Origin of the sequence: Paraburkholderia sp. Cpub6 (assembly GCF_014201065.1) — a bacterium.
Lineage (GTDB): Bacteria > Pseudomonadota > Gammaproteobacteria > Burkholderiales > Burkholderiaceae > Paraburkholderia > Paraburkholderia tuberum.
The window spans coordinates 15,748-32,484 of the sequence record NZ_JACHDM010000026.1; the positions used below are offsets into that span (position 1 = coordinate 15,748).

Sequence of the window (16,737 nt, forward strand, 5' to 3'; positions counted from 1 at the left end):
CGAACCAAGGAACGTTCCCATGAGCGACAACCGAAACCTGCCTTTGCGTGTGCTGTTCTGCTGCGGCGTCTCGCAGAACTTCTTCGACTTGCCGCGCGAACAGATCGGTGAAGTGTGGCAAGCGTACGGCAAGATGCTGAACGCGATCGAAGCGATGGAAAACGTGCGCGTGCTGGGCGTGATGGACGACGATCGGCTCGTGGTCGGCAACGTCGATGGCGCGCCGTGGACGTTCTACATCATGGCCGACGTCGCCGACTTCGATACCGCGGTGGCCGTGTGCAATCTGTATCGGACGACGCCGGTCGGCGACTACAACCTGTGGCGCTACGGCAAGATCGAGGCGCGCGTGGGCCGTGCGCTGACGGTGCCGCCAGAGGTCGCCAACCATGCGTGACGCGATAACCGATCCGGCTATCGACGCGCTGCTCGCGCGCGTCAAAGCGCTAGAAGCACAGAACGCGGTGCGTAAGACGATCGCGCGCTACATGGCGCTGTGCGATGTGCCCATGCGCGCGCTCGAAGGCGAGGCGCTCGCCGCGCTGTTCGCCGAAGACGCGATCTGGGAAGGCATCGGCCCGCAGTACGCGAACAAGTTCGGGCGTCTCGAAGGGCCGGCGCAGATCGTCGCGATGCTGCAGCGTTATCTGCCGCCCACGCCGCACTTCGCGACCAATGTGCACTTTCTGACTGCGGAGCATATCGAGGTGAACGGCGACACGGCGAAGGGTCGATGGATCATGTTGCAGGCTTCGGGTTATGTCGATGCGAAAGCGGAACTGATCGCGGCGCGCCTCGAAGTCGACTTCGTGCCCGCCACTCACGATGCGGCCGCGACATGGCTGATCCGCCATTTCCGTACCGAGCGTCTTTTCGATGCACCGTGGCAAGTCAACCCGGCCCAGGGAGTTTCGGCATGAGCGCATTTCTGCAGACATTCGATCTGAGCGCGACGGACAACGCCGACGCGCCGACGATCGCGATCAAGGACAGCATCGACGTCGCCGGCTACGCGACGACAGCGGCAAGCCGCGCGCTTGCCGACGCACCGCTTGCATCGGAGCACGCCGAAGTCGTGCGGCGTTTGCTCGACGCCGGCTGGCGCGTCACTGGCAAGGCCAACATGCACGAACTCGCGTTCGGCATGACCGGCATCAACGACTTTTCCGGCACGCCGGTCAATCCGCAGGACGCGGCACGCATTCCGGGCGGATCGTCGAGCGGGTCCGCGTCGGCGGTCGGGCAGAAGTTCGTGGACGCCGCGCTCGGTACCGACACCGGTGGCTCGGTCCGCGGTCCCGCCGCATGCTGCGGCGTTATCGGCCTGAAGCCGACGTTCGGCCGCGTGTCGCGGCACGGCGTGGCGTCGCGCGTCACGACACTCGACTGCGTTGGACCGTTTACGCGCGAGACGGACACGCTGATTCGCGTGATGACGGCGATCGATCCTTCGTTTCGCGCTGACGATGCGCGTCGAGACGTTTCGCAGTTGCGCATTGGCATGGTCGCAGTCGACGCGGATGACGACATCGCCAAAGCAATCGCCGACGCGGTCGGAAAGTCCGAACTCGCCACGCAAGCGATCGAACTTGCGTCGCTGGAGGACGCATTCACGGCCGGCCTCGCGGTGATCAACGCGGAGACATCGCGCGCATTCGGCCATCTGGTGGCAAGCGGCAAGCTCGGCGCCGATATCGAAGCGCGCCTGCGCGCGGCCGCGGCCACGAGCGCCGCCGATCTCGACGCGGCGGAACGCGTGCGCCGCACCTTCACCGACGAAGTGGACCGCGCGCTCGACCGGGTCGACGTACTCGTGCTGCCAACGCTGCCCTCATTGCCGATCACGCTCGAAGCGGCACGCGCCGGCACGTCGGTGATCGGCATGTCGTCGTTGATCCGGCCGTTCAACCTGAGCGGGCATCCGGCGCTGAGCCTGCCCGTTCCGATCGAACGCTCGACGCTGAAGGCGGGCCTGCAAATCATCGGTCGCAAGAACGACGACGAAACGGTGTGCGCGGTCGCCGCGCACCTCGAAGCGCGCCTCGAAGCGCGCCTCGCGCAATCCGCCTGAACGCAATCAAGGAGTCGGCAACATGTCGAACAGAATCGCGCTCGTGACGGGCGCCGCGCGCGGACTTGGCGCCGTTGTCGCGCGTCGTTTTCACGAAGCAGGCTACAGGGTCGCGCTGGCCGATATCGCGATCGAACCCGCGCAAGCGCTCGCGCATGAACTCAGCAGCGACGGTTCGAGCGCCTGCGCAATCCGGCTCGACGTCACGCGCAAGGCGGACTTCGAAGCGGCGCGCGACGCGTTGCTCGAACGTTGGGGCGGCGTGGACGCGCTCGTCAACAATGCGGGCGCCTCGAAGGTCGTGCCCGTGATGGACATTACCGCCGAGCAGTTCGATCAGGTCATCAACGTGAATCTGCGCAGCGTGCTGTTCGGCTGCCAGGTATTCGGGCAGTACTTCGCGCGGCGCGGCGTGGGCCGCGTCGTCAATATCGCGTCGCTGGCGGGGCAGAATGGCGGCTCGGCAACGGGCGCGCACTATGCGGCCGCGAAGGGCGGCGTACTGACGCTGACCAAGGTCTTCGCGCGCGATCTCGCCGCGCGCGGTGTGACAGTCAACGCGATCTCGCCGGGGCCGCTCGATTTGCCGATCGTTCACGAGAGCGTGGCGGCGGACAAGCTGGCAAAAGTGATCGAAGCGATACCGGTCGGCAAGCTCGGAGCCGCGTCGTATGTTGCCGATGTCGCGGTGATGCTCGCTTCCGGTGACGCTTATTTCGCCAATGGCGCGTGCTGGGACGTCAACGGAGGCCTGTACATGCGCTGATGCGTCTGCAAGGACCGAGGCGGCCGCGTCATTCCGGCCGCTCGTCCGGCGGGCTCCATACTTCGAGCACGCCGCGCACGAGGGTCGGAATCGACGAAGCGCCGAGCTTTTCCTTGATGCTCGCGCGATGCACGTCCACGGTTTTCACACTGATCGACAGATCCGCCGCGATGACCTTGCTCGGCTTCCCCTCGATCAAACCGTGCAGCACTTTACTTCGACCGGAATTTTCACCGGGTGCCGCGCGCGTGGAAGGGCAATGAGTCATTTGAAGCGCTGCCGGCCGGCTCGGGCTCCGGCAGCGCTTACGTTGTCGCTCCCGACATGGCTCCCGTAAAACCTCACCATTGCCCGGACCTCCTGGAACTCCTCACCATTCGCACTACTTCAGCAACGCCATCTGCACGACCTTGACGATCACGAGCGCGATCGCGAGCAGCAGATAGCCGCGCAGCACGCCCATCCATACGCGTTTGGCGAGCGTCAGACGCGGCGGCGGCAGTTCGTCGAGCGGCGGCATGCGCCACGTGTTGCGCGCGTCCTTCGCATAGACCGGAGCCGGCTCGGCCGCGGACTCGCCGCGCAGCTTGCGCATCCCGAAGCTCGCCACATACCCGACGACCGCGAGCAACGTGCCGCCCGCCAGGACTTCGATGATCGTTTCCGCCGCGATGTCCGGATAGATCACCGACGCGGTCAGGATGATCGACAGCATCACGAGCACCCAGATCACCGCGCCGGTAAACAGATTGAGCTTCTTCGAATTGGCCCACGGACCGAGCACCGCGCGATCGTTGCACAGCAGCAGCAGGAACACGGTCGCGCTCGGCAGCAGTACGCCGGCGAGCGTCTGCACCGCTTCTGTCAACAGACCGAGCGGGCTGCCTGGAATCAGCACCAATGCCGCGGCGGCCGCGACGATCGCGAAGTACACGACGTAGAAACCCTTCGCATCCGACACGCTACGGTGCAGCGAATGGCGGATCTTGAACACGTCGCCGATCGCATAGGCGGTCGATAGCGACACAGCCGCCGCGCCGATCACGCACGCGTCGAACAGCGCGATCGCGAACAGCACGGCCGAGGTACGTCCCGCGTATCTCTCGAGACCAGCGATCACACCGCCCGCGTCCGTGAAGTTGCCGAACCCGGACCGTCCGTCGAACAACGCCGCGCTGAACGAGATCATCGCGACCGCGCCGATCAGTACGAACACGATGCCGATCCACAGGTCGGCTTTTTCGTAGTTCATGAAGCGCGGCGTGATGCGCTTGTCGACCACATAGCTCTGCTGGAAGAACAGCTGCCACGGAGCAACCGTCGTGCCGACGATGCCGATTACGAGCAACATCACGTCGGACAGCTTCGAGTGCGCGGGCCAGTTCGGAATGAAGAAGTCGCGCGCGATCTGGCCGACCGGCGGGTGAATCGACACGAGCACCGGCACGAGCAGCAGGCTCAACACGCACAGCGCGACCGCGAAACGCTCGAAGCGGCGGAAGTCGCCGGTGCTGACGGCGGCCATCGTCAGCGCCGCGGCGATGCACACGCCCGCGATCTTCGAGACGCCGAAGAAGTCGAGCACGAACGTGATGCCGATGAATTCCGTCACGATGGTTAGCGCGTTCAGCAGGAACAGATCGACGACGCTGAACGCGCCCCAGAACTTGCCGAAGCGCTCGAAAATAAGCCGCGCGTGGCCCACGCCCGTGACCGCACCGAGCCGCAACACCATCTCCTGATTGACGAACAGCACCGGCACCAGCAACAGCATGGTCCACAGCAACGTAGTGCCGTAGTTCTGGCCGGCCTGCGTGTAGATGCCGAATGCGCCCGCGTCGTTGTCGCCGACCATCACGATCAGACCGGGGCCGAGGATCGCGAGCAGCGTGCGCAGGCGCGCCCACCAGCTCGTGCGTGGCGCGATGTCATGGTGAGCGATCGTGCCGAGCGCGCCCTTGATATCGCCGACGTGTGCCGAATCGAGCACGGCGCTGCGCGCGGAGGAAATGTTCGTCGGAGTAGACATGTCGTTCTCTCCTGGTTGTATTTGTCGAAGGTTGGATCGCGAAACGCTATGCCATGCGCGACATCACGCGACGGCAGAAGGCGATGAACGGATGCGGTGCGTGCAGCACGAGCATGCCGTCGTAATGGGCACGCGATTCCTGCACACGCGGGAACTGCGAAAGAAGGAGGCCGAATTGCATGAGGGATCTCCGTGCGCCGGTGTCGACGCGCTGGTGGAAAGCCAGCAGACACGGAGGCCGCGTATGTCCGGGCGCGGCGGTGGAGGTCTACTCGCTTTCCTCAGTTGATAGAACGGGGAAGCGGCATAAGGGATAACTGTCACTGTCGGGCATGGCGGCTCCTTGTCGGTGTGTAGCGGGGACTGCGTTCGAGCGTCTGAAGCGTTCGCTACGCACGTTCGCTACGCACGTGTTTATCCACGCGTTCGCGCGCATTGCGTTGAACTGTTTGCGTTGACTGACAACGCGCGCGCAAACGCGACCGCAAGCGCAACGCTCGCGATGCGACGCCGTACCGGCGCGGGAACGCGCGTGAACGCGGCGTTCCTGTCATGCGGATACGACGTTACTTTAGGTGCACGGGAAGAAACTGCGGCGCGCACCGTCTGCCAACTGGCAAGACGGCGGCTGATGAAGAGAGCGCGGACGTCCTGCCGGTCAGGCAGCGAATCTGTTCGAAAGTCGGCTACTGCAGGTGTCCAAGGCATGAGCCCCATTGGTGACGATTTTTGAATTCTAGGGTTCGCCTTCCGCCGAGGTCAACCTGTTTCTTAAGCAGAGCAGAAAAAATGTGCGGCGCGCGACGGTGGGCACTTTGAATGACATGCGGGTCGAGGCCGATATAGGGGGGAGGCCGAACAGGCGGCACCGATCCGTCCGGCCGATGCCACCACGCCGTGCTCACTGATTGGCGCGCCGTCGCTCGGTCAGCCGGTTATGCACGCTTCTGACGCCGCGAACCGATCGCGCGGCGTTGCCGGCTCGCGCGATTTGCGATTGCCGCGGCACGGTGCCGGTCAGCGTAACGATGCCGTGACGCGCTTCGACACGGATGTTCGCCGAATTGAGGTTCGTGGTGCGCGTGAAAGCGCGGCGGACGTCGCGGACGATTGCGCTGTCGGACCGGTTGTTGTTCCGGTTCGAAGCCGCTGGGACCGGCTGGCTTTGCATCGACGCATCGTTCGGCATCTCGCGCGTCTGTGCGTTTGCATAGGTCGCGCAAGTCGCGATGGCCACCGCGAACATTGCACCGAGGATTCTGCTCGCGCCGTTTGTTTTCATTCTTCCTCCTTTGCCGGTTTGTCAGGAACTGCCGTTCGAGCCGCGTGCTGCCAGCGGGGAAGAGGCGGCGCAACGCACTACCGCCTCGCGATGAGTCATCGACCGTCGGCTCCGATTATATTCTGCGGCGCACGCGCCGATAGTGATAGGTGAGAAGATTCGGGAGCCGCCGTGGTGAGAATATGCGCACCTGTACGCGCACTTCAAAGTTGAAGGTGAGGAAATTCGGGAGTCGCCTGGACGGCGCTACAAATTGCGAATGGTTTCCTGAGAAACTAATATCGCATTCCCAACCTTGCTTCCTTTTCGTCAGGTTCGCCCACGTCGATGCAGCGTTTCCGTCAGAGGCGTCATGCGGTCAGACCGTCTGGCCGGAAGCCGGCGAAGGCGGCGCGCACAAGAGACAAAGGCGCTGCTCGAACGCGAGACGGTCGACGAAGACCGTCGCAATCATCTGATCGCGTTAAGCGATGCCGCACAGGCGCTCGTCCCCGAACTCGCGCAATTGGACGATCAGTACGGCGACGAATTTTGCGGCCATCTGCCCGTGCAGGTTAGAACGGCGGTCGTCGACGCGATGAAGAACGTCGTCGCGGTGCATGGGCTGAAGAACGTGCCGATCGAATGAATGTGACGCGTGCATCGCGTCAAAGGTGAGGACTTTCGGGAGTCGCGCGCGGGCGGTTCTTTTGCAACTAACCGGCCGAGCCAGGAACGGCACAAACCGCGCGGCAAGAGGTTCGCGGGAATGCGCGCATTTATGCCCGTCAGCCATAGGTGAGGATATTCGGGAGCCGTCGATGCTGTATCGGGCGACGGCCCGTCGTGCTGACGTACAAAACGCGCTTCATGCAGTCGCCAATCATGGCATCCGTCGCGGTGACCGTGCGCCGGCTGTGTAACGTAAGTCGTTGAATGTCCAGGCGATCTGCCGCGTACGCGGCCGGCATCGGCGAAGCGATCCGGCTGCGTTCGATCAAAGGTGAGGGATTTCGGGAGCGGTGTGTGAGCGCCGCAATGCGCTCGCTGAAATGCCTCCTCGAGTCCTCTTTTCACCTCAAAGGTGAGGCTTTTCGGGAGAAACGACGACGGTAGCTGACGCCGATCCGCCACTGCTCCGTGCTTGAGGTGAGGCTTTTCGGGAGCGCAAATACCCGGCAGCAATAGCCCGTTCAGGCCGATTTCGCGATCTCGCGAATGTCCGCGACCGGCGTCTGCCCGAACGCATCGCTGAGCGCATAGTCGATCAGCTGCGCCGCGCATTGCTCGGGCGTCGACAGTTGGCCGTTGCGCTTCAGGTCGTCGAAGCGCTGGCGCATCGGGAACTGCTCTTCGCCGCTACCGCGAATTTGCGCCTGCATGTCCGTATCGATCACACCCGGCGCGAGGCTGCAGATGCGCAGCGCGCGATTCGCGTCGAGCGCGACGGCGCGCGCGTGATGATCGAGCGCGGCCTTGGTCGCGCAGTAGATGCTCCAGCCCGGATACGCGTTGCGCGCCGCGCCGCTCGAAATGTGCACGATGCGGCGGTCGGTCGCGTCGACGGCCGTGGCGGCGAGCGCGCTCGCGAGCATCAGCGGCGTCGCGACGTTCAGGCTCACCGCGTCCGCGACGCTCGCGGCGTCCTGTCCTTCGATGGGCCCGATCGGCTGCATCATGCCCGCGTTGTTGATCAGCAGCACCGTCTGCGCGCCGCGCACGAAGTTGCTCAGTGCGTCGGTGGCGATCCATTGCGCGACGCGTGCGGGCTCGGCCAGCGGCAGCTCGATCTCTTCGAGCCGCGCGGCAAAGCGCGCCTTCAGCGCGGCATGCCGCGAGCGCGACAGACCCAGCACCGTCACGTTGCGCGCGAGCAGTTGTTCGGCGAGCGCCGCGCCCAGGCCGCGCGTATGGCCGGTGACGATCGCGCGAATCGGAGAAGAGGAGGTCATGTCGTTCCTGGTGATCGTTGACGTGCAGAGTCGACGATTTTCTCACGCCGTATTCACACCGGGCGAAAGCGCTCGCGATACCGCATCGGCGTCACGCCAAGCCGCTTCGTAAACACGATGCGCATGCGGTCGGCGGTGCCGAAGCCGCAATCGTAGGCGATCGTCTTCAGCGCCGCGGCGCTGCTTTCGAGCAGCTTGCGTGCGGCATCCACGCGCGCGCGTTCGACGAATTCATGCGGCGTCACGCCGGTTTCCTGCACGAACACGCGCGCGAAGTTACGCGCGCTCATGCCCGCGACGTCGGCGAGCTGCTTGACGGTGAAGCTGTCATGGATACGCGCCATCACGTGCGCCTGCACTTTCGCGGCGGGCGAGGTGTCGTCGGCGGGCGCGGTCAGATAGGGGCTGAATTGCGACTGACCGCCTTGCCGCTGCGCGAACACGACGAGCCGCTTGGCGACCGCGAGCGCGCTATGCGGACCGTGATCCTCGGCCACCAGCGCGAGCGACAGATCGATGCCGGCCGTCACGCCCGCAGAGGTGACCAGCGGCCCGTCGCGCAGATAGATGCGATCGAAGTCGACCCGCGCGCGCGGAAACTGCGCGGCGAGTTGCGCGGCGTGCTGCCAGTGCGTCGTCACGTGGCGCCCATCGAGCAGGCCCGCGTGACCGAGCGCGAAAGCGCCGGTGCAGATCGAGCCGTAGCGGGCGCAACGTGTCGCGACGTTGGCGAGCCAGTCGAGCAGGTGCGTGTCCGGCACTTCGTTGTGCGGTAGCGCGGGGCCGCCGGCGACGAGCGCGAGATCGAACGGTTCGCGCGACCGCTCGAAGATCGCGTCCGCCACCAGCGTCATCCCGTTCGACGCGCGCAGCGGCGCCGGGTCCGCGGCCAGCAGCTTGACCTCGTAGTGCCGCGTGGGCGCGACGAAGCGGTTCGCTTCGGAGAACACGTCGACGGGACCGGCGACGTCGAGTGCCTGCACTCCTGGGAAGATCGCGATCGCGACGGTGGGCATCGGATGACGTCCTTTGACGGGGAACGTGAAGGGCACGCCGCGGCAGTCAACGCTGTGCGTTTGGCAGTGTTCAACGGCTCGCGGCAATTGTTCGTGGCGCCGTGCTGGCCAATACTGGATCGGTCGGACGCGCGGTCTCACAGGCAGGCGACAGGCATTGACATCACGGCGCGGACCAGCATACCAAAACGCGCTCTGAAGCGGCGGCGCGCGTCCGTTGATTACTTTCACATTCACGTTCGCATATGAAGGAGTACGCCGCATGACTACGACGATCGCAGGTATCCAGATTCCCGACAGCATGATGGCGCGTGAAGCCACAGAGCTCGTGCGCGACACCGAAACGGAGTTGCTGTATCACCATTCGCGGCGCGTGTTTCTGTTCGGCGCGCTGGCCGGGCAACGCAAGCAGCTGAAGTTCGACCCCGAACTGCTGTACATCGGCGCGATGTTTCACGACATGGGCCTCGTCGCGCCATACAGCAGCGAGCAGGAGCGCTTCGAAGTCGACGGCGCGAATGCCGCGCGTGAATTTCTGCGGCGGCGTCGAATCGGCGAGGACGAGATCGAGCAGGTGTGGACCGCGATCGCGCTGCACACGACACCAGGCATTCCGCAGCATATGAAGCCGGTGATCGCGCTCGTCACTGCGGGCGTCGAAATGGATGTGCTCGGCCTCGCCTACGACGAATTCAGCCAGCAGCAGCGCGAGGAAGTCACGCATGCGCATCCGCGCGGCGCGCACTTCAAGGAAGGTATCATCGATGCGTTCGCGCACGGCACGATCCACAAGCCGCACACGACGTTCGGCAACGTGAAGGCCGACGTGCTCGCGCTGAAAGACCCGCATTATCATCGCGAGAATTTCTGCACGATGATTCTGGGTTCGGCGTGGAAGTCGTGAAGGGCTGCTTGCGGCAGAAATGAGGTAGCGCGATAATGCATCGCTAATGCGATGCATGGAGAGAACGATGAAAAGCGCTACTTTCCCGTCGGTTCGGGTCAAGCCCGAGCTGCGGGCCGCGGCCGAGGACGTGCTGCAGGACGGCGAAAGCCTGTCCAGTTTCGTCGAGCAGGCGATCCGCGACAACATCGCGCGGCGCCTGAATGTGCGTGAATTCGTCGTGCGAGGGCTCGAGTCGCGTGCTGAAGCGAAGCAAAGCGGCGACTACGTATCGGCCGACGACGTGCTCGCCGGTCTCGAAACGCGGCTCCGCGAAGCAAAAACGAAGGCCCGCGCGAAGAAGCACCGATGACGTATCAGGTTCGTTTCACACGCGCAGCGGCGGCGGACCTGCAGGGACTGTACGATTTCATCATCGAGCGGGACGACAGGGATTTCCCGCTCGCCGAACGCGCGTTGCAAGCCATCCGCGATGGTATCGCCACGCCGCGCACATCGCCGTTCACTTGCCGAAAGGTTCAGCGCGATACGCCGTTTTTGCGCGAGCTGCTGATCCCATTCGGTCGCGCGGGCTACGTCGCGCTGTTCGAGATCGACGACAACCAAACCGTGACCGTGCTGGCGGTGCGCCATCAGCTAGAGGATGATTATCACTGACCGAACTTTCGTCGCCGCGCCATGGTCATCAAAAACCTTCTCCGCAAGCTCGACCTCACCACGCTGCAGCTCTTTCTCGCCGTCTTCGAAGAAGGTACGCTCACGCGTGCCGCCGAGCGCGAGGCGATCGCCGTGTCGGCCGCCAGCAAGCGGCTGGTCGAACTCGAACAGGCAGTCGGCGCGTCGCTATTTCAGCGCAACGCGCGCGGCATGACGCTGACGCCGGCCGGCGAAACGCTGTTGCATCACGCGCGCCGGGTGCTGCGCGACATCGAGAGCAACGGCGTCGAACTGGCCGGTCATGCTAGCGGCGTGCTCGGCTATGTGCGGATGATGGCGAACCTGTCGGCGATCGTCGAATTTCTGCCTGAAGATCTACGCGCGTTCCAGTCGCTGCACGAGCGCGTGAAGGTCGATCTCGAGGAGCGGCCGAGCGGCGGCGTCGTCAAAGCCATCGACGAAAGCCTCGCCGATCTTGGCATCTGTTCCGGCGACGCCGATACGCGCGAGCTGCACGTCGAGCACTACCGATGCGATTCGTTCGTGATCGTGATGCGCGACGATCATCCGCTCGCGGCACGCACGAGCATCGCGTTCGCCGAAACGCTCGATGGCGATCACGTCGGCCTTCATTCGGCGAGCTCGATCAACGCGCGCACCCACCTCGCGGCGCGCCAGGCCGGCAAGCCGCTGCGCCTGCGCATCCACGTGCCGGGCTTCGATGCGGTGTGCCGGATGGTGCAGGCTGGCATGGGCGTCGGCGTGCTGCCGCAAAAGGTGTATCAACTGATGGGCCGCCCGCTCGGCCTCGTCGGCATGCCGCTCGACGACGATTGGGCCGAGCGCAGCCTCGTGCTCGTCGTGCGCGACGTCGATGCGTTATCGCCGGTGAGTCGGCTGCTGTTCGATCATCTGCGCACGGTGCATGGTGGTGGTCGGGCGTCTGTCGGACGCGAGCGGCGAGCGGCGCAAGTTCGTGTTCGGGCTGCTGTTGATGTCGGCGCTCGGCTTCTTCGCGGCGGGATTCTTCGACAAGCAGACCACCTTGCTGGTGGTCGCGCTTGCCGTGATGGGCGCGGGCGTGGTCGCGTCGATCCCGGCATTCTGGGCGCTGCCGCCAAAGCTGCTGACGGGCGCGGGCGCCGCGGGCGGTATCGCGTTGATCAACACGCTCGGGCAACTCGGCGGGATCGTGAGCCCGGTGATGGTCGGACGTGTGAAGGATCTGACCGGCAGCACGACGCCGGCGCTGTATGTGATCGGCGCGATGAGCGTGGTGTGCGCGCTGATCGTGCTGTATGGGTTGCCGGAGTCGTTGCGCAGTCGTGAAACGACGCAGTGAAATCGAGGGTGGAGGGCGCGGCCGTTGGCTTGCATCGCGTGAGGTGCCGCGCCGCTGCCCGCTCCCGCATCCGCGCACGATAGGCCTGCCGTATCAAACACTTGGCAGGCCTGTGCGCAGGTTGTCCACAAGCTTGTTCCCAAATTATGTGGACAACTGGACTTCGAGGTCGGCGCGAGTGAAACGGCATCCTTGCGAAGCCCACTCGCCAGTATCACGGACTCCATAGCGACGCTCACTGCCTACGCGTGCGCCGCGCGCGGATAGTTCTCATGCTTCAAGCACTTAAGCTCGCTGTGCGAAGGTTGTCCACAGGCTTGCCAACAATTTAGGTGGACAAGTTTTGTTGCCGACGGAGTGGCGAGGAGCGGGATTCGGCATAGTTGTCCGCATCACGCCTTCAACCCGGAGGCCGAAGCGACCACCTCCTCCTGCACCTGCACCTGCAAAACCGCATCCCGCTTATCGAGCAGATGCTGCCGCAAAATCGCGCTGAGCTTCTTGCCGTCGCGAGCCTCGAGCGCCTTCAGCATTTCATCGTGATCGTGAATCGCGCGGTCCCACTTCGGCGTCTGATAGTTCGAGCGAAAGCGCAGCGCCTGCAGCCGCCGGTTGACCGACACATACGTCTGCCGCAGCGCCGAATTTCTCGCCGCTTCGTTGATCTTGTCGTGGATCGCCTGGTTGCGACTGTAGTAGCCCGGCAAATCGTTCTGCGCGCGGCACGCCAGCATCGCGTAATGCAGCGCCTTGATCTCTGCGAGTTCGGCCGCCGTTATGCGCTCGGCCGCGAGTTCGCCGGAAAACGCTTCGAGGCCGCTCATCAATTCGAAGGTTTCGCGCACCTCCGCTTCCGACATCTTCGATACCGACGCGCCCCGGTTCGGCGAAATCTCGATCAGACCTTCGGCAGCCAGCACCTTCAGCGCCTCGCGCAGCGGCGTGCGCGAAATGCCGAGCGTTTCGCACAACTCCCGCTCGTTCAGTTTCTTGCCGGGCTCCAGCGCTCCCTCGACGATAAAGCGGCGGATGTGCTCCACCACCGTGTCGTGCAGGCGCTGACGCTCGACCTTCGGCATCAGCGGGGCAGCGGTCAGACCCGCGTCGAGATCCGAATTTTGCATACAAAAACCCTCAGCTTCATATGAATAGGATTTTATCGGAACCATATCGATTAGTTAATCCATGCGCACACGCGGGTAAACACGGGCCTTAGAGGCCAATTTTCGTCTTGGGAGCATCACGGTTCGTCTGATATAGTTTTTTGCATGCAAAATTCAATTGGAGGAGTTCGATGCTAAAGCTAGATTTTCATCCCGCTGGCCGTCACTTCCTGCAGATTCCGGGGCCGAGTCCGGTGCCGGATCGCATCCTTCGCGCGATGAGCTATCCGACCATCGACCATCGCGGACCCGAATTCGGCGAGCTGGGTCTCAAGGTGCTCGACGGCATCAAGAAGATCTTCAAGACGCAGCAGCCGGTCGTCATCTATCCGGCGTCCGGCACGGGCGCATGGGAAGCCGCATTGTCGAATACGCTGAGCCCCGGCGATCACGTGCTGATGTTCGAGACCGGCCACTTCGCGACGTTGTGGAAAAAAATGGCCGTGCAGCTTGGCCTGAAGCCCGAATTTCTGGGGCTGCCAGGCATCGAAGGCTGGCGGCGCGGCGTGCAGCCGCAGATGATCGAAGAGCGTCTGCGCGCCGACACGCAGCATGCGATCAAGGCGGTCTGCGTCGTGCACAACGAAACCTCGACCGGCGTCACGTCCGACATCGCCGCCGTGCGTCGCGCGATCGACGCCGCGGGCCATCCGGCGCTGCTGCTCGTCGACACGATCTCCGGTCTCGCGTGCGCTGATTATCGTCATGACGAGTGGGGTGTCGACGTGACCGTGTCGGGCTCGCAAAAGGGCTTGATGCTGCCGCCGGGCATCAGCTTCAACGCGATCTCGCCGAAGGCGATGGCCGCCAGCCAGCACGCGAAGCTGCCGCGCAGCTTCTGGGACTGGACGGAAATCGTCGAGATGAACAAATCCGGCTACTGGCCGTACACGCCGAACACGAACCTGCTGTACGGGCTGCATGAAGCGATCGAAATGATTCTCGGCGAAGGGCTCGACAACGTGTTCGCGCGCCACGAGCGGCTTGCCGAAGCGACGCGCCGCGCGGTGCGCGCGTGGGGGCTCGAAATCCAGTGTGCCGATCCCGCCGTCTATAGCCCGGTGCTGACGGGCGTGATGATGCCCGACGGTGTCGATGCCGACGCGGTGCGCAAGCTGATCTACGAACGCTTCGACATGTCGCTCGGCACGGGCCTCGGCAAAATGAAAGGCCGCATGTTCCGCATCGGCCATCTTGGCGATTGCAACGATCTGATGCTGCTCGCCACACTGGCTGGCTGCGAAATGGGTCTGCGGCTTGCTGGCGTGCCGCTCAAGGAAAGCGGCATGCCGGCCGCGATGGAGTGGCTGAGCCAGGCACCGAAGACGCCGGGATTGAAGGCCGCGGCCTGATTGTCGGGCGCAGGGAGCGCTTCCCTCATCGAGCCGCGCGCAGAACGCGGCCAGAACAACATGCAATGCGTCCATAGCGGCTCTCGCGGCCGACGGGCGACGACGCAGCGCGCCACTTCAGACGCGCCGTCGACACATGCCATGGAGAGAGACGATGAAGCGGTTTCGTTTGACCAGTGCGACCAGTATCGTTCTAGTGATGCTCTGCATCATGTACTTCATCACGTACCTCGATCGCGTAAACGTCAGCACCGCGGCGGCGGGTTTCGGCAAGGAATTCAATCTCACGCATACGCAGGTCGGGCTCGTGTTCTCGGCCTTCGCGTATCCGTATCTGCTGTTTCAGGTGATCGGCGGCTGGGTCAGCGATCGCTTCGGCGCGCGACGCACGCTGCTGTTCTGTGGCGCCATCTGGGGTCTCGCGACGGTGTTCACGGGCTTCGCGGGCGGGCTCGCTTCGTTGCTCGCCGCGCGGCTCGTGCTCGGTTTCGGTGAAGGCGCGACGTTCCCGGCTGCAACGTCGGCGATGTCGCGCTGGGTCGCGAAAGAAAAGCGCGGCTTCGCGCAGGGCATCACGCACGCGGCGTCGCGAGTCGGCAACGCGGTCGCGCCGGCGCTCATCGTGATCGTGATGACCAACTGGGGCTGGCGCGAATCGTTCTTTATCTGCGGCGCGCTGAGTCTGGTGTGGGTGGTCATGTGGGCGCTCACGTTCACCGAGCATCCGAAAGATCATCCGCGCATCACGCCCGAGGAACTCGCGGTGCTGCCCACGCCGAAGCCGAAAGTCTCCGGCCTGCCGTGGGGCAAGCTGTTTCGCCGCATGACGCCGGTCACGATCGTCTACTTCTGCTACGGCTGGACGCTGTGGCTGTTCCTGAGCTGGATTCCGCTGTACTTCCTGCATAACCACCATCTGCAATTGAAGAAGTCGGCGATCTTCGCGTCGGTCGTGTTCTTCGCGGGCGTGATCGGCGACACGCTCGGCGGCATCGTCACCGATGCGATCTTCAAGCGCACCGGCAGCCTCAAACGCGCGCGCAGCTGGATGGTGTCGGTGTGCATGCTGTTCTGCCTGCTGTCGCTGATTCCTCTGATGTTCACGCATGACCTGACGCTGTCGATTGCCTGTCTCGCGTCGGGCTTCTTCTTCGCCGAGATGACGATCGGCCCGATGTGGGCGATCCCGATGGATATCGCGCCGGACTTCTCCGGCACCGCGAGCGGCATGATGAACACGGGCTCGGCGCTCGCCGCGATCATCTCGCCGGTGATGGGCGGCTTTCTGATCGACCGCTTTGGCAACTGGGATCTGCCGTTCGTGGGCAGCATGTTGCTGATGGGCATTGGCGTCGTGCTCGCGTTCCGCATGCAGCCGGAGAGCCGCTTCGAAGTTGGCGCGTCGGAGAAGGCGCACGTTTCCACACGGATGGGCGTGTAAAACATGACTTCATCATTGAGTCAGCTGCTTGCCGATGCGCGTCGCAGTCGTACGGTGCTCGATACGTTGCCGCCGGAGCAGCTTCCTTCCGATGCCGACGCGGCCTACGCAATCCAGCACGAAATCTTGAGCGCATGCGGCGCGCGAATCGGCGGCTGGAAGATCGGCGCGAAATCGGCGAGCGGACCGATTCAAGGCGCGCCATTATCCGACACCGATCTGCACGCCGACGGCGCGCGTCTGTCGCGCGAAGGCTTCGCGCCGCTCGGGCTCGAACTCGAAGTCGCGTTCCGTTTCGGCCGGCGTTTCGAGCCGTCCACGAAACCGTACCGCGAGGACGAAGTGCTCGCGGGCACCGGCTCGATCGGCGCGACCATCGAGATCGTCGCGAGCCGCCATGCCGCGTGGCCCGCCATCGACAAACTCGCGCAGCTCGCGGACCTGCAAAATCACGGCGCGCTGATCGTCGGTGAATTCACACGGTATCGCGAGGATTTTCCGTTCGTCGCGCCGTCGCTGCGTTTCGCGTTCAACGGAGGCAATGTCGTCGAAACGACGCCCGCGAATCCGGCCGGCGATCCGCGGCGGCTGTTGACGTGGCTCGTCAATCACGCGAGTTCGCGCGGCATTGCGGTGACGCCGGAGATGGTGATCACCGCCGGTTCGTATACCGGCATGTTCTTTCCGCGCGAGGCGGGCGACGTGAGCGGGCATATCGAAGGACTCGCGCCGGTGCATCTGACGCTGTACTAGGAAATTCGAGCTGCGCGATTCAGGCGCGCT

The 16,737-nt window shown here is 64.0% G+C and carries 17 protein-coding genes and 3 pseudogenes; 13 read left to right on the forward strand and 7 right to left on the reverse strand.

The window, feature by feature from the left end; all coding sequences use genetic code 11:
• Window positions 1-19: 19 nt before the first annotated feature.
• The 4 genes from HDG33_RS29960 to HDG33_RS29975 are packed head-to-tail and all read left to right on the forward strand — an operon-like array spanning window position 20 to window position 2,837.
• Complete coding sequence (locus tag HDG33_RS29960) at window positions 20-397, forward strand: hypothetical protein (protein WP_184037871.1); 378 nt, start codon at window positions 20-22, stop codon at window positions 395-397.
• Window positions 390-920: a nuclear transport factor 2 family protein gene (locus HDG33_RS29965; protein WP_184037874.1), complete on the forward strand. Its 531-nt coding sequence runs from the start codon at window positions 390-392 to the stop codon at window positions 918-920. The genes HDG33_RS29960 and HDG33_RS29965 overlap by 8 nt, the downstream gene beginning before the upstream one ends.
• A complete protein-coding gene (locus HDG33_RS29970) occupies window positions 917-2,071 on the forward strand; it encodes an amidase (RefSeq protein WP_184037877.1) in 1,155 nt (384 codons plus the stop codon). Before HDG33_RS29965 ends, HDG33_RS29970 begins: the two co-directional genes overlap by 4 nt.
• A gap of 22 nt (window positions 2,072-2,093) precedes the next feature.
• The gene (locus HDG33_RS29975) at window positions 2,094-2,837 is read left to right on the forward strand and encodes an SDR family NAD(P)-dependent oxidoreductase (protein ID WP_184037880.1); all 744 of its coding nucleotides are present in this window, start codon (window positions 2,094-2,096) and stop codon (window positions 2,835-2,837) included.
• Window positions 2,838-2,865: 28 nt separating this feature from the next.
• On the opposite strand, the pseudogene HDG33_RS29980 reads toward HDG33_RS29975, so the two are convergent.
• The 4 genes and pseudogenes from HDG33_RS29980 to HDG33_RS29990 all read right to left on the reverse strand — a co-directional run.
• Window positions 2,866-3,048 (reverse strand): annotated as a pseudogene (locus HDG33_RS29980) (LuxR C-terminal-related transcriptional regulator); the annotation flags it as partial.
• 171 nt (window positions 3,049-3,219) lie between these two features.
• Window positions 3,220-4,866 (reverse strand): NRAMP family divalent metal transporter, encoded by a 1,647-nt coding sequence (locus HDG33_RS29985; RefSeq protein WP_184037883.1) that lies wholly within the window; start codon window positions 4,864-4,866, stop codon window positions 3,220-3,222.
• Window positions 4,867-4,912: 46 nt separating this feature from the next.
• Window positions 4,913-5,047 carry a hypothetical protein gene (locus HDG33_RS37695; RefSeq protein ID WP_260330630.1) on the reverse strand — a complete coding sequence of 45 codons (135 nt, stop codon included), beginning with the start codon at window positions 5,045-5,047 and terminating at the stop codon, window positions 4,913-4,915.
• 720 nt (window positions 5,048-5,767) lie between these two features.
• Complete coding sequence (locus HDG33_RS29990; RefSeq protein WP_184037886.1) at window positions 5,768-6,148, reverse strand: BON domain-containing protein; 381 nt, start codon at window positions 6,146-6,148, stop codon at window positions 5,768-5,770.
• A 352-nt stretch (window positions 6,149-6,500) separates the two neighbouring features.
• Here HDG33_RS29990 and HDG33_RS29995 point away from each other — a divergent pair, with 352 nt between their 5' ends.
• Window positions 6,501-6,776, forward strand: a complete 276-nt coding sequence (locus HDG33_RS29995) for a hypothetical protein (RefSeq protein WP_260330631.1) — start codon at window positions 6,501-6,503, stop codon at window positions 6,774-6,776.
• 544 nt (window positions 6,777-7,320) lie between these two features.
• On the opposite strand, the gene HDG33_RS30000 is transcribed toward HDG33_RS29995, so the two are convergent.
• Window positions 7,321-8,079, reverse strand: coding sequence for an SDR family oxidoreductase (locus HDG33_RS30000; RefSeq protein ID WP_184037889.1), 759 nt, complete (start codon window positions 8,077-8,079; stop codon window positions 7,321-7,323).
• Between the two features lie 53 nt (window positions 8,080-8,132).
• The gene (locus HDG33_RS30005; RefSeq protein WP_184037892.1) at window positions 8,133-9,095 is read right to left on the reverse strand and encodes a GlxA family transcriptional regulator; all 963 of its coding nucleotides are present in this window, start codon (window positions 9,093-9,095) and stop codon (window positions 8,133-8,135) included.
• A gap of 262 nt (window positions 9,096-9,357) precedes the next feature.
• Here HDG33_RS30005 and HDG33_RS30010 point away from each other — a divergent pair, with 262 nt between their 5' ends.
• The 5 genes and pseudogenes from HDG33_RS30010 to HDG33_RS30030 all read left to right on the forward strand — a co-directional run.
• Window positions 9,358-9,999: an HD domain-containing protein gene (locus HDG33_RS30010; RefSeq protein WP_184037894.1), complete on the forward strand. Its 642-nt coding sequence runs from the start codon at window positions 9,358-9,360 to the stop codon at window positions 9,997-9,999.
• A gap of 67 nt (window positions 10,000-10,066) precedes the next feature.
• Entirely contained in the window at window positions 10,067-10,351 is a 285-nt protein-coding gene (locus HDG33_RS30015; protein ID WP_090808191.1) for a YlcI/YnfO family protein, read from the forward strand.
• Window positions 10,348-10,656, forward strand: a complete 309-nt coding sequence (locus HDG33_RS30020; RefSeq protein ID WP_184037896.1) for a type II toxin-antitoxin system RelE/ParE family toxin — start codon at window positions 10,348-10,350, stop codon at window positions 10,654-10,656. Before HDG33_RS30015 ends, HDG33_RS30020 begins: the two co-directional genes overlap by 4 nt.
• 21 nt (window positions 10,657-10,677) lie before the next feature.
• Window positions 10,678-11,580: pseudogene (locus tag HDG33_RS30025) on the forward strand (LysR family transcriptional regulator); the annotation flags it as partial.
• Window positions 11,573-11,998: pseudogene (locus tag HDG33_RS30030) on the forward strand (MFS transporter); the annotation flags it as partial. The pseudogenes HDG33_RS30025 and HDG33_RS30030, both read left to right, overlap by 8 nt.
• Before the next feature lie 392 nt (window positions 11,999-12,390).
• Here the strand turns inward: HDG33_RS30030 and HDG33_RS30035 are convergent.
• The gene (locus HDG33_RS30035; protein WP_184037898.1) at window positions 12,391-13,122 is read right to left on the reverse strand and encodes a GntR family transcriptional regulator; all 732 of its coding nucleotides are present in this window, start codon (window positions 13,120-13,122) and stop codon (window positions 12,391-12,393) included.
• A 170-nt stretch (window positions 13,123-13,292) separates the two neighbouring features.
• On the opposite strand from HDG33_RS30035, the gene HDG33_RS30040 reads away from it, so the two are divergent.
• The 3 genes from HDG33_RS30040 (at window position 13,293) to HDG33_RS30050 (ending at window position 16,707) form a co-directional block, all read left to right on the forward strand.
• Window positions 13,293-14,513 carry an alanine--glyoxylate aminotransferase family protein gene (locus HDG33_RS30040; RefSeq protein WP_184037900.1) on the forward strand — a complete coding sequence of 407 codons (1,221 nt, stop codon included), beginning with the start codon at window positions 13,293-13,295 and terminating at the stop codon, window positions 14,511-14,513.
• A 154-nt stretch (window positions 14,514-14,667) separates the two neighbouring features.
• Window positions 14,668-15,954 (forward strand): MFS transporter, encoded by a 1,287-nt coding sequence (locus HDG33_RS30045; protein WP_184037902.1) that lies wholly within the window; start codon window positions 14,668-14,670, stop codon window positions 15,952-15,954.
• 3 nt (window positions 15,955-15,957) lie between these two features.
• Window positions 15,958-16,707, forward strand: coding sequence for a 2-keto-4-pentenoate hydratase (locus tag HDG33_RS30050; RefSeq protein WP_184037904.1), 750 nt, complete (start codon window positions 15,958-15,960; stop codon window positions 16,705-16,707).
• The last annotated feature ends 30 nt before the right edge of the window (window positions 16,708-16,737 follow it).

Bases quoted from the DNA above. Each gene is read 5' to 3' on its own strand.
- HDG33_RS29960 (WP_184037871.1), top strand. From the start codon at position 20: ATGAGCGACAACCGAAACCTGCCTTTGCGTGTGCTGTTCTGCTGCGGC.
- HDG33_RS29965 (WP_184037874.1), top strand. From the start codon at position 390: ATGCGTGACGCGATAACCGATCCGGCTATCGACGCGCTGCTCGCGCGC.
- HDG33_RS29970 (WP_184037877.1), top strand. From the start codon at position 917: ATGAGCGCATTTCTGCAGACATTCGATCTGAGCGCGACGGACAACGCC.
- HDG33_RS29975 (WP_184037880.1), top strand. From the start codon at position 2,094: ATGTCGAACAGAATCGCGCTCGTGACGGGCGCCGCGCGCGGACTTGGC.
- HDG33_RS29985 (WP_184037883.1), bottom strand. From the start codon at position 4,866: ATGTCTACTCCGACGAACATTTCCTCCGCGCGCAGCGCCGTGCTCGAT.
- HDG33_RS37695 (WP_260330630.1), bottom strand. From the start codon at position 5,047: ATGCAATTCGGCCTCCTTCTTTCGCAGTTCCCGCGTGTGCAGGAATCG.
- HDG33_RS29990 (WP_184037886.1), bottom strand. From the start codon at position 6,148: ATGAAAACAAACGGCGCGAGCAGAATCCTCGGTGCAATGTTCGCGGTG.
- HDG33_RS29995 (WP_260330631.1), top strand. From the start codon at position 6,501: ATGCGGTCAGACCGTCTGGCCGGAAGCCGGCGAAGGCGGCGCGCACAA.
- HDG33_RS30000 (WP_184037889.1), bottom strand. From the start codon at position 8,079: ATGACCTCCTCTTCTCCGATTCGCGCGATCGTCACCGGCCATACGCGC.
- HDG33_RS30005 (WP_184037892.1), bottom strand. From the start codon at position 9,095: ATGCCCACCGTCGCGATCGCGATCTTCCCAGGAGTGCAGGCACTCGAC.
- HDG33_RS30010 (WP_184037894.1), top strand. From the start codon at position 9,358: ATGACTACGACGATCGCAGGTATCCAGATTCCCGACAGCATGATGGCG.
- HDG33_RS30015 (WP_090808191.1), top strand. From the start codon at position 10,067: ATGAAAAGCGCTACTTTCCCGTCGGTTCGGGTCAAGCCCGAGCTGCGG.
- HDG33_RS30020 (WP_184037896.1), top strand. From the start codon at position 10,348: ATGACGTATCAGGTTCGTTTCACACGCGCAGCGGCGGCGGACCTGCAG.
- HDG33_RS30035 (WP_184037898.1), bottom strand. From the start codon at position 13,122: ATGCAAAATTCGGATCTCGACGCGGGTCTGACCGCTGCCCCGCTGATG.
- HDG33_RS30040 (WP_184037900.1), top strand. From the start codon at position 13,293: ATGCTAAAGCTAGATTTTCATCCCGCTGGCCGTCACTTCCTGCAGATT.
- HDG33_RS30045 (WP_184037902.1), top strand. From the start codon at position 14,668: ATGAAGCGGTTTCGTTTGACCAGTGCGACCAGTATCGTTCTAGTGATG.
- HDG33_RS30050 (WP_184037904.1), top strand. From the start codon at position 15,958: ATGACTTCATCATTGAGTCAGCTGCTTGCCGATGCGCGTCGCAGTCGT.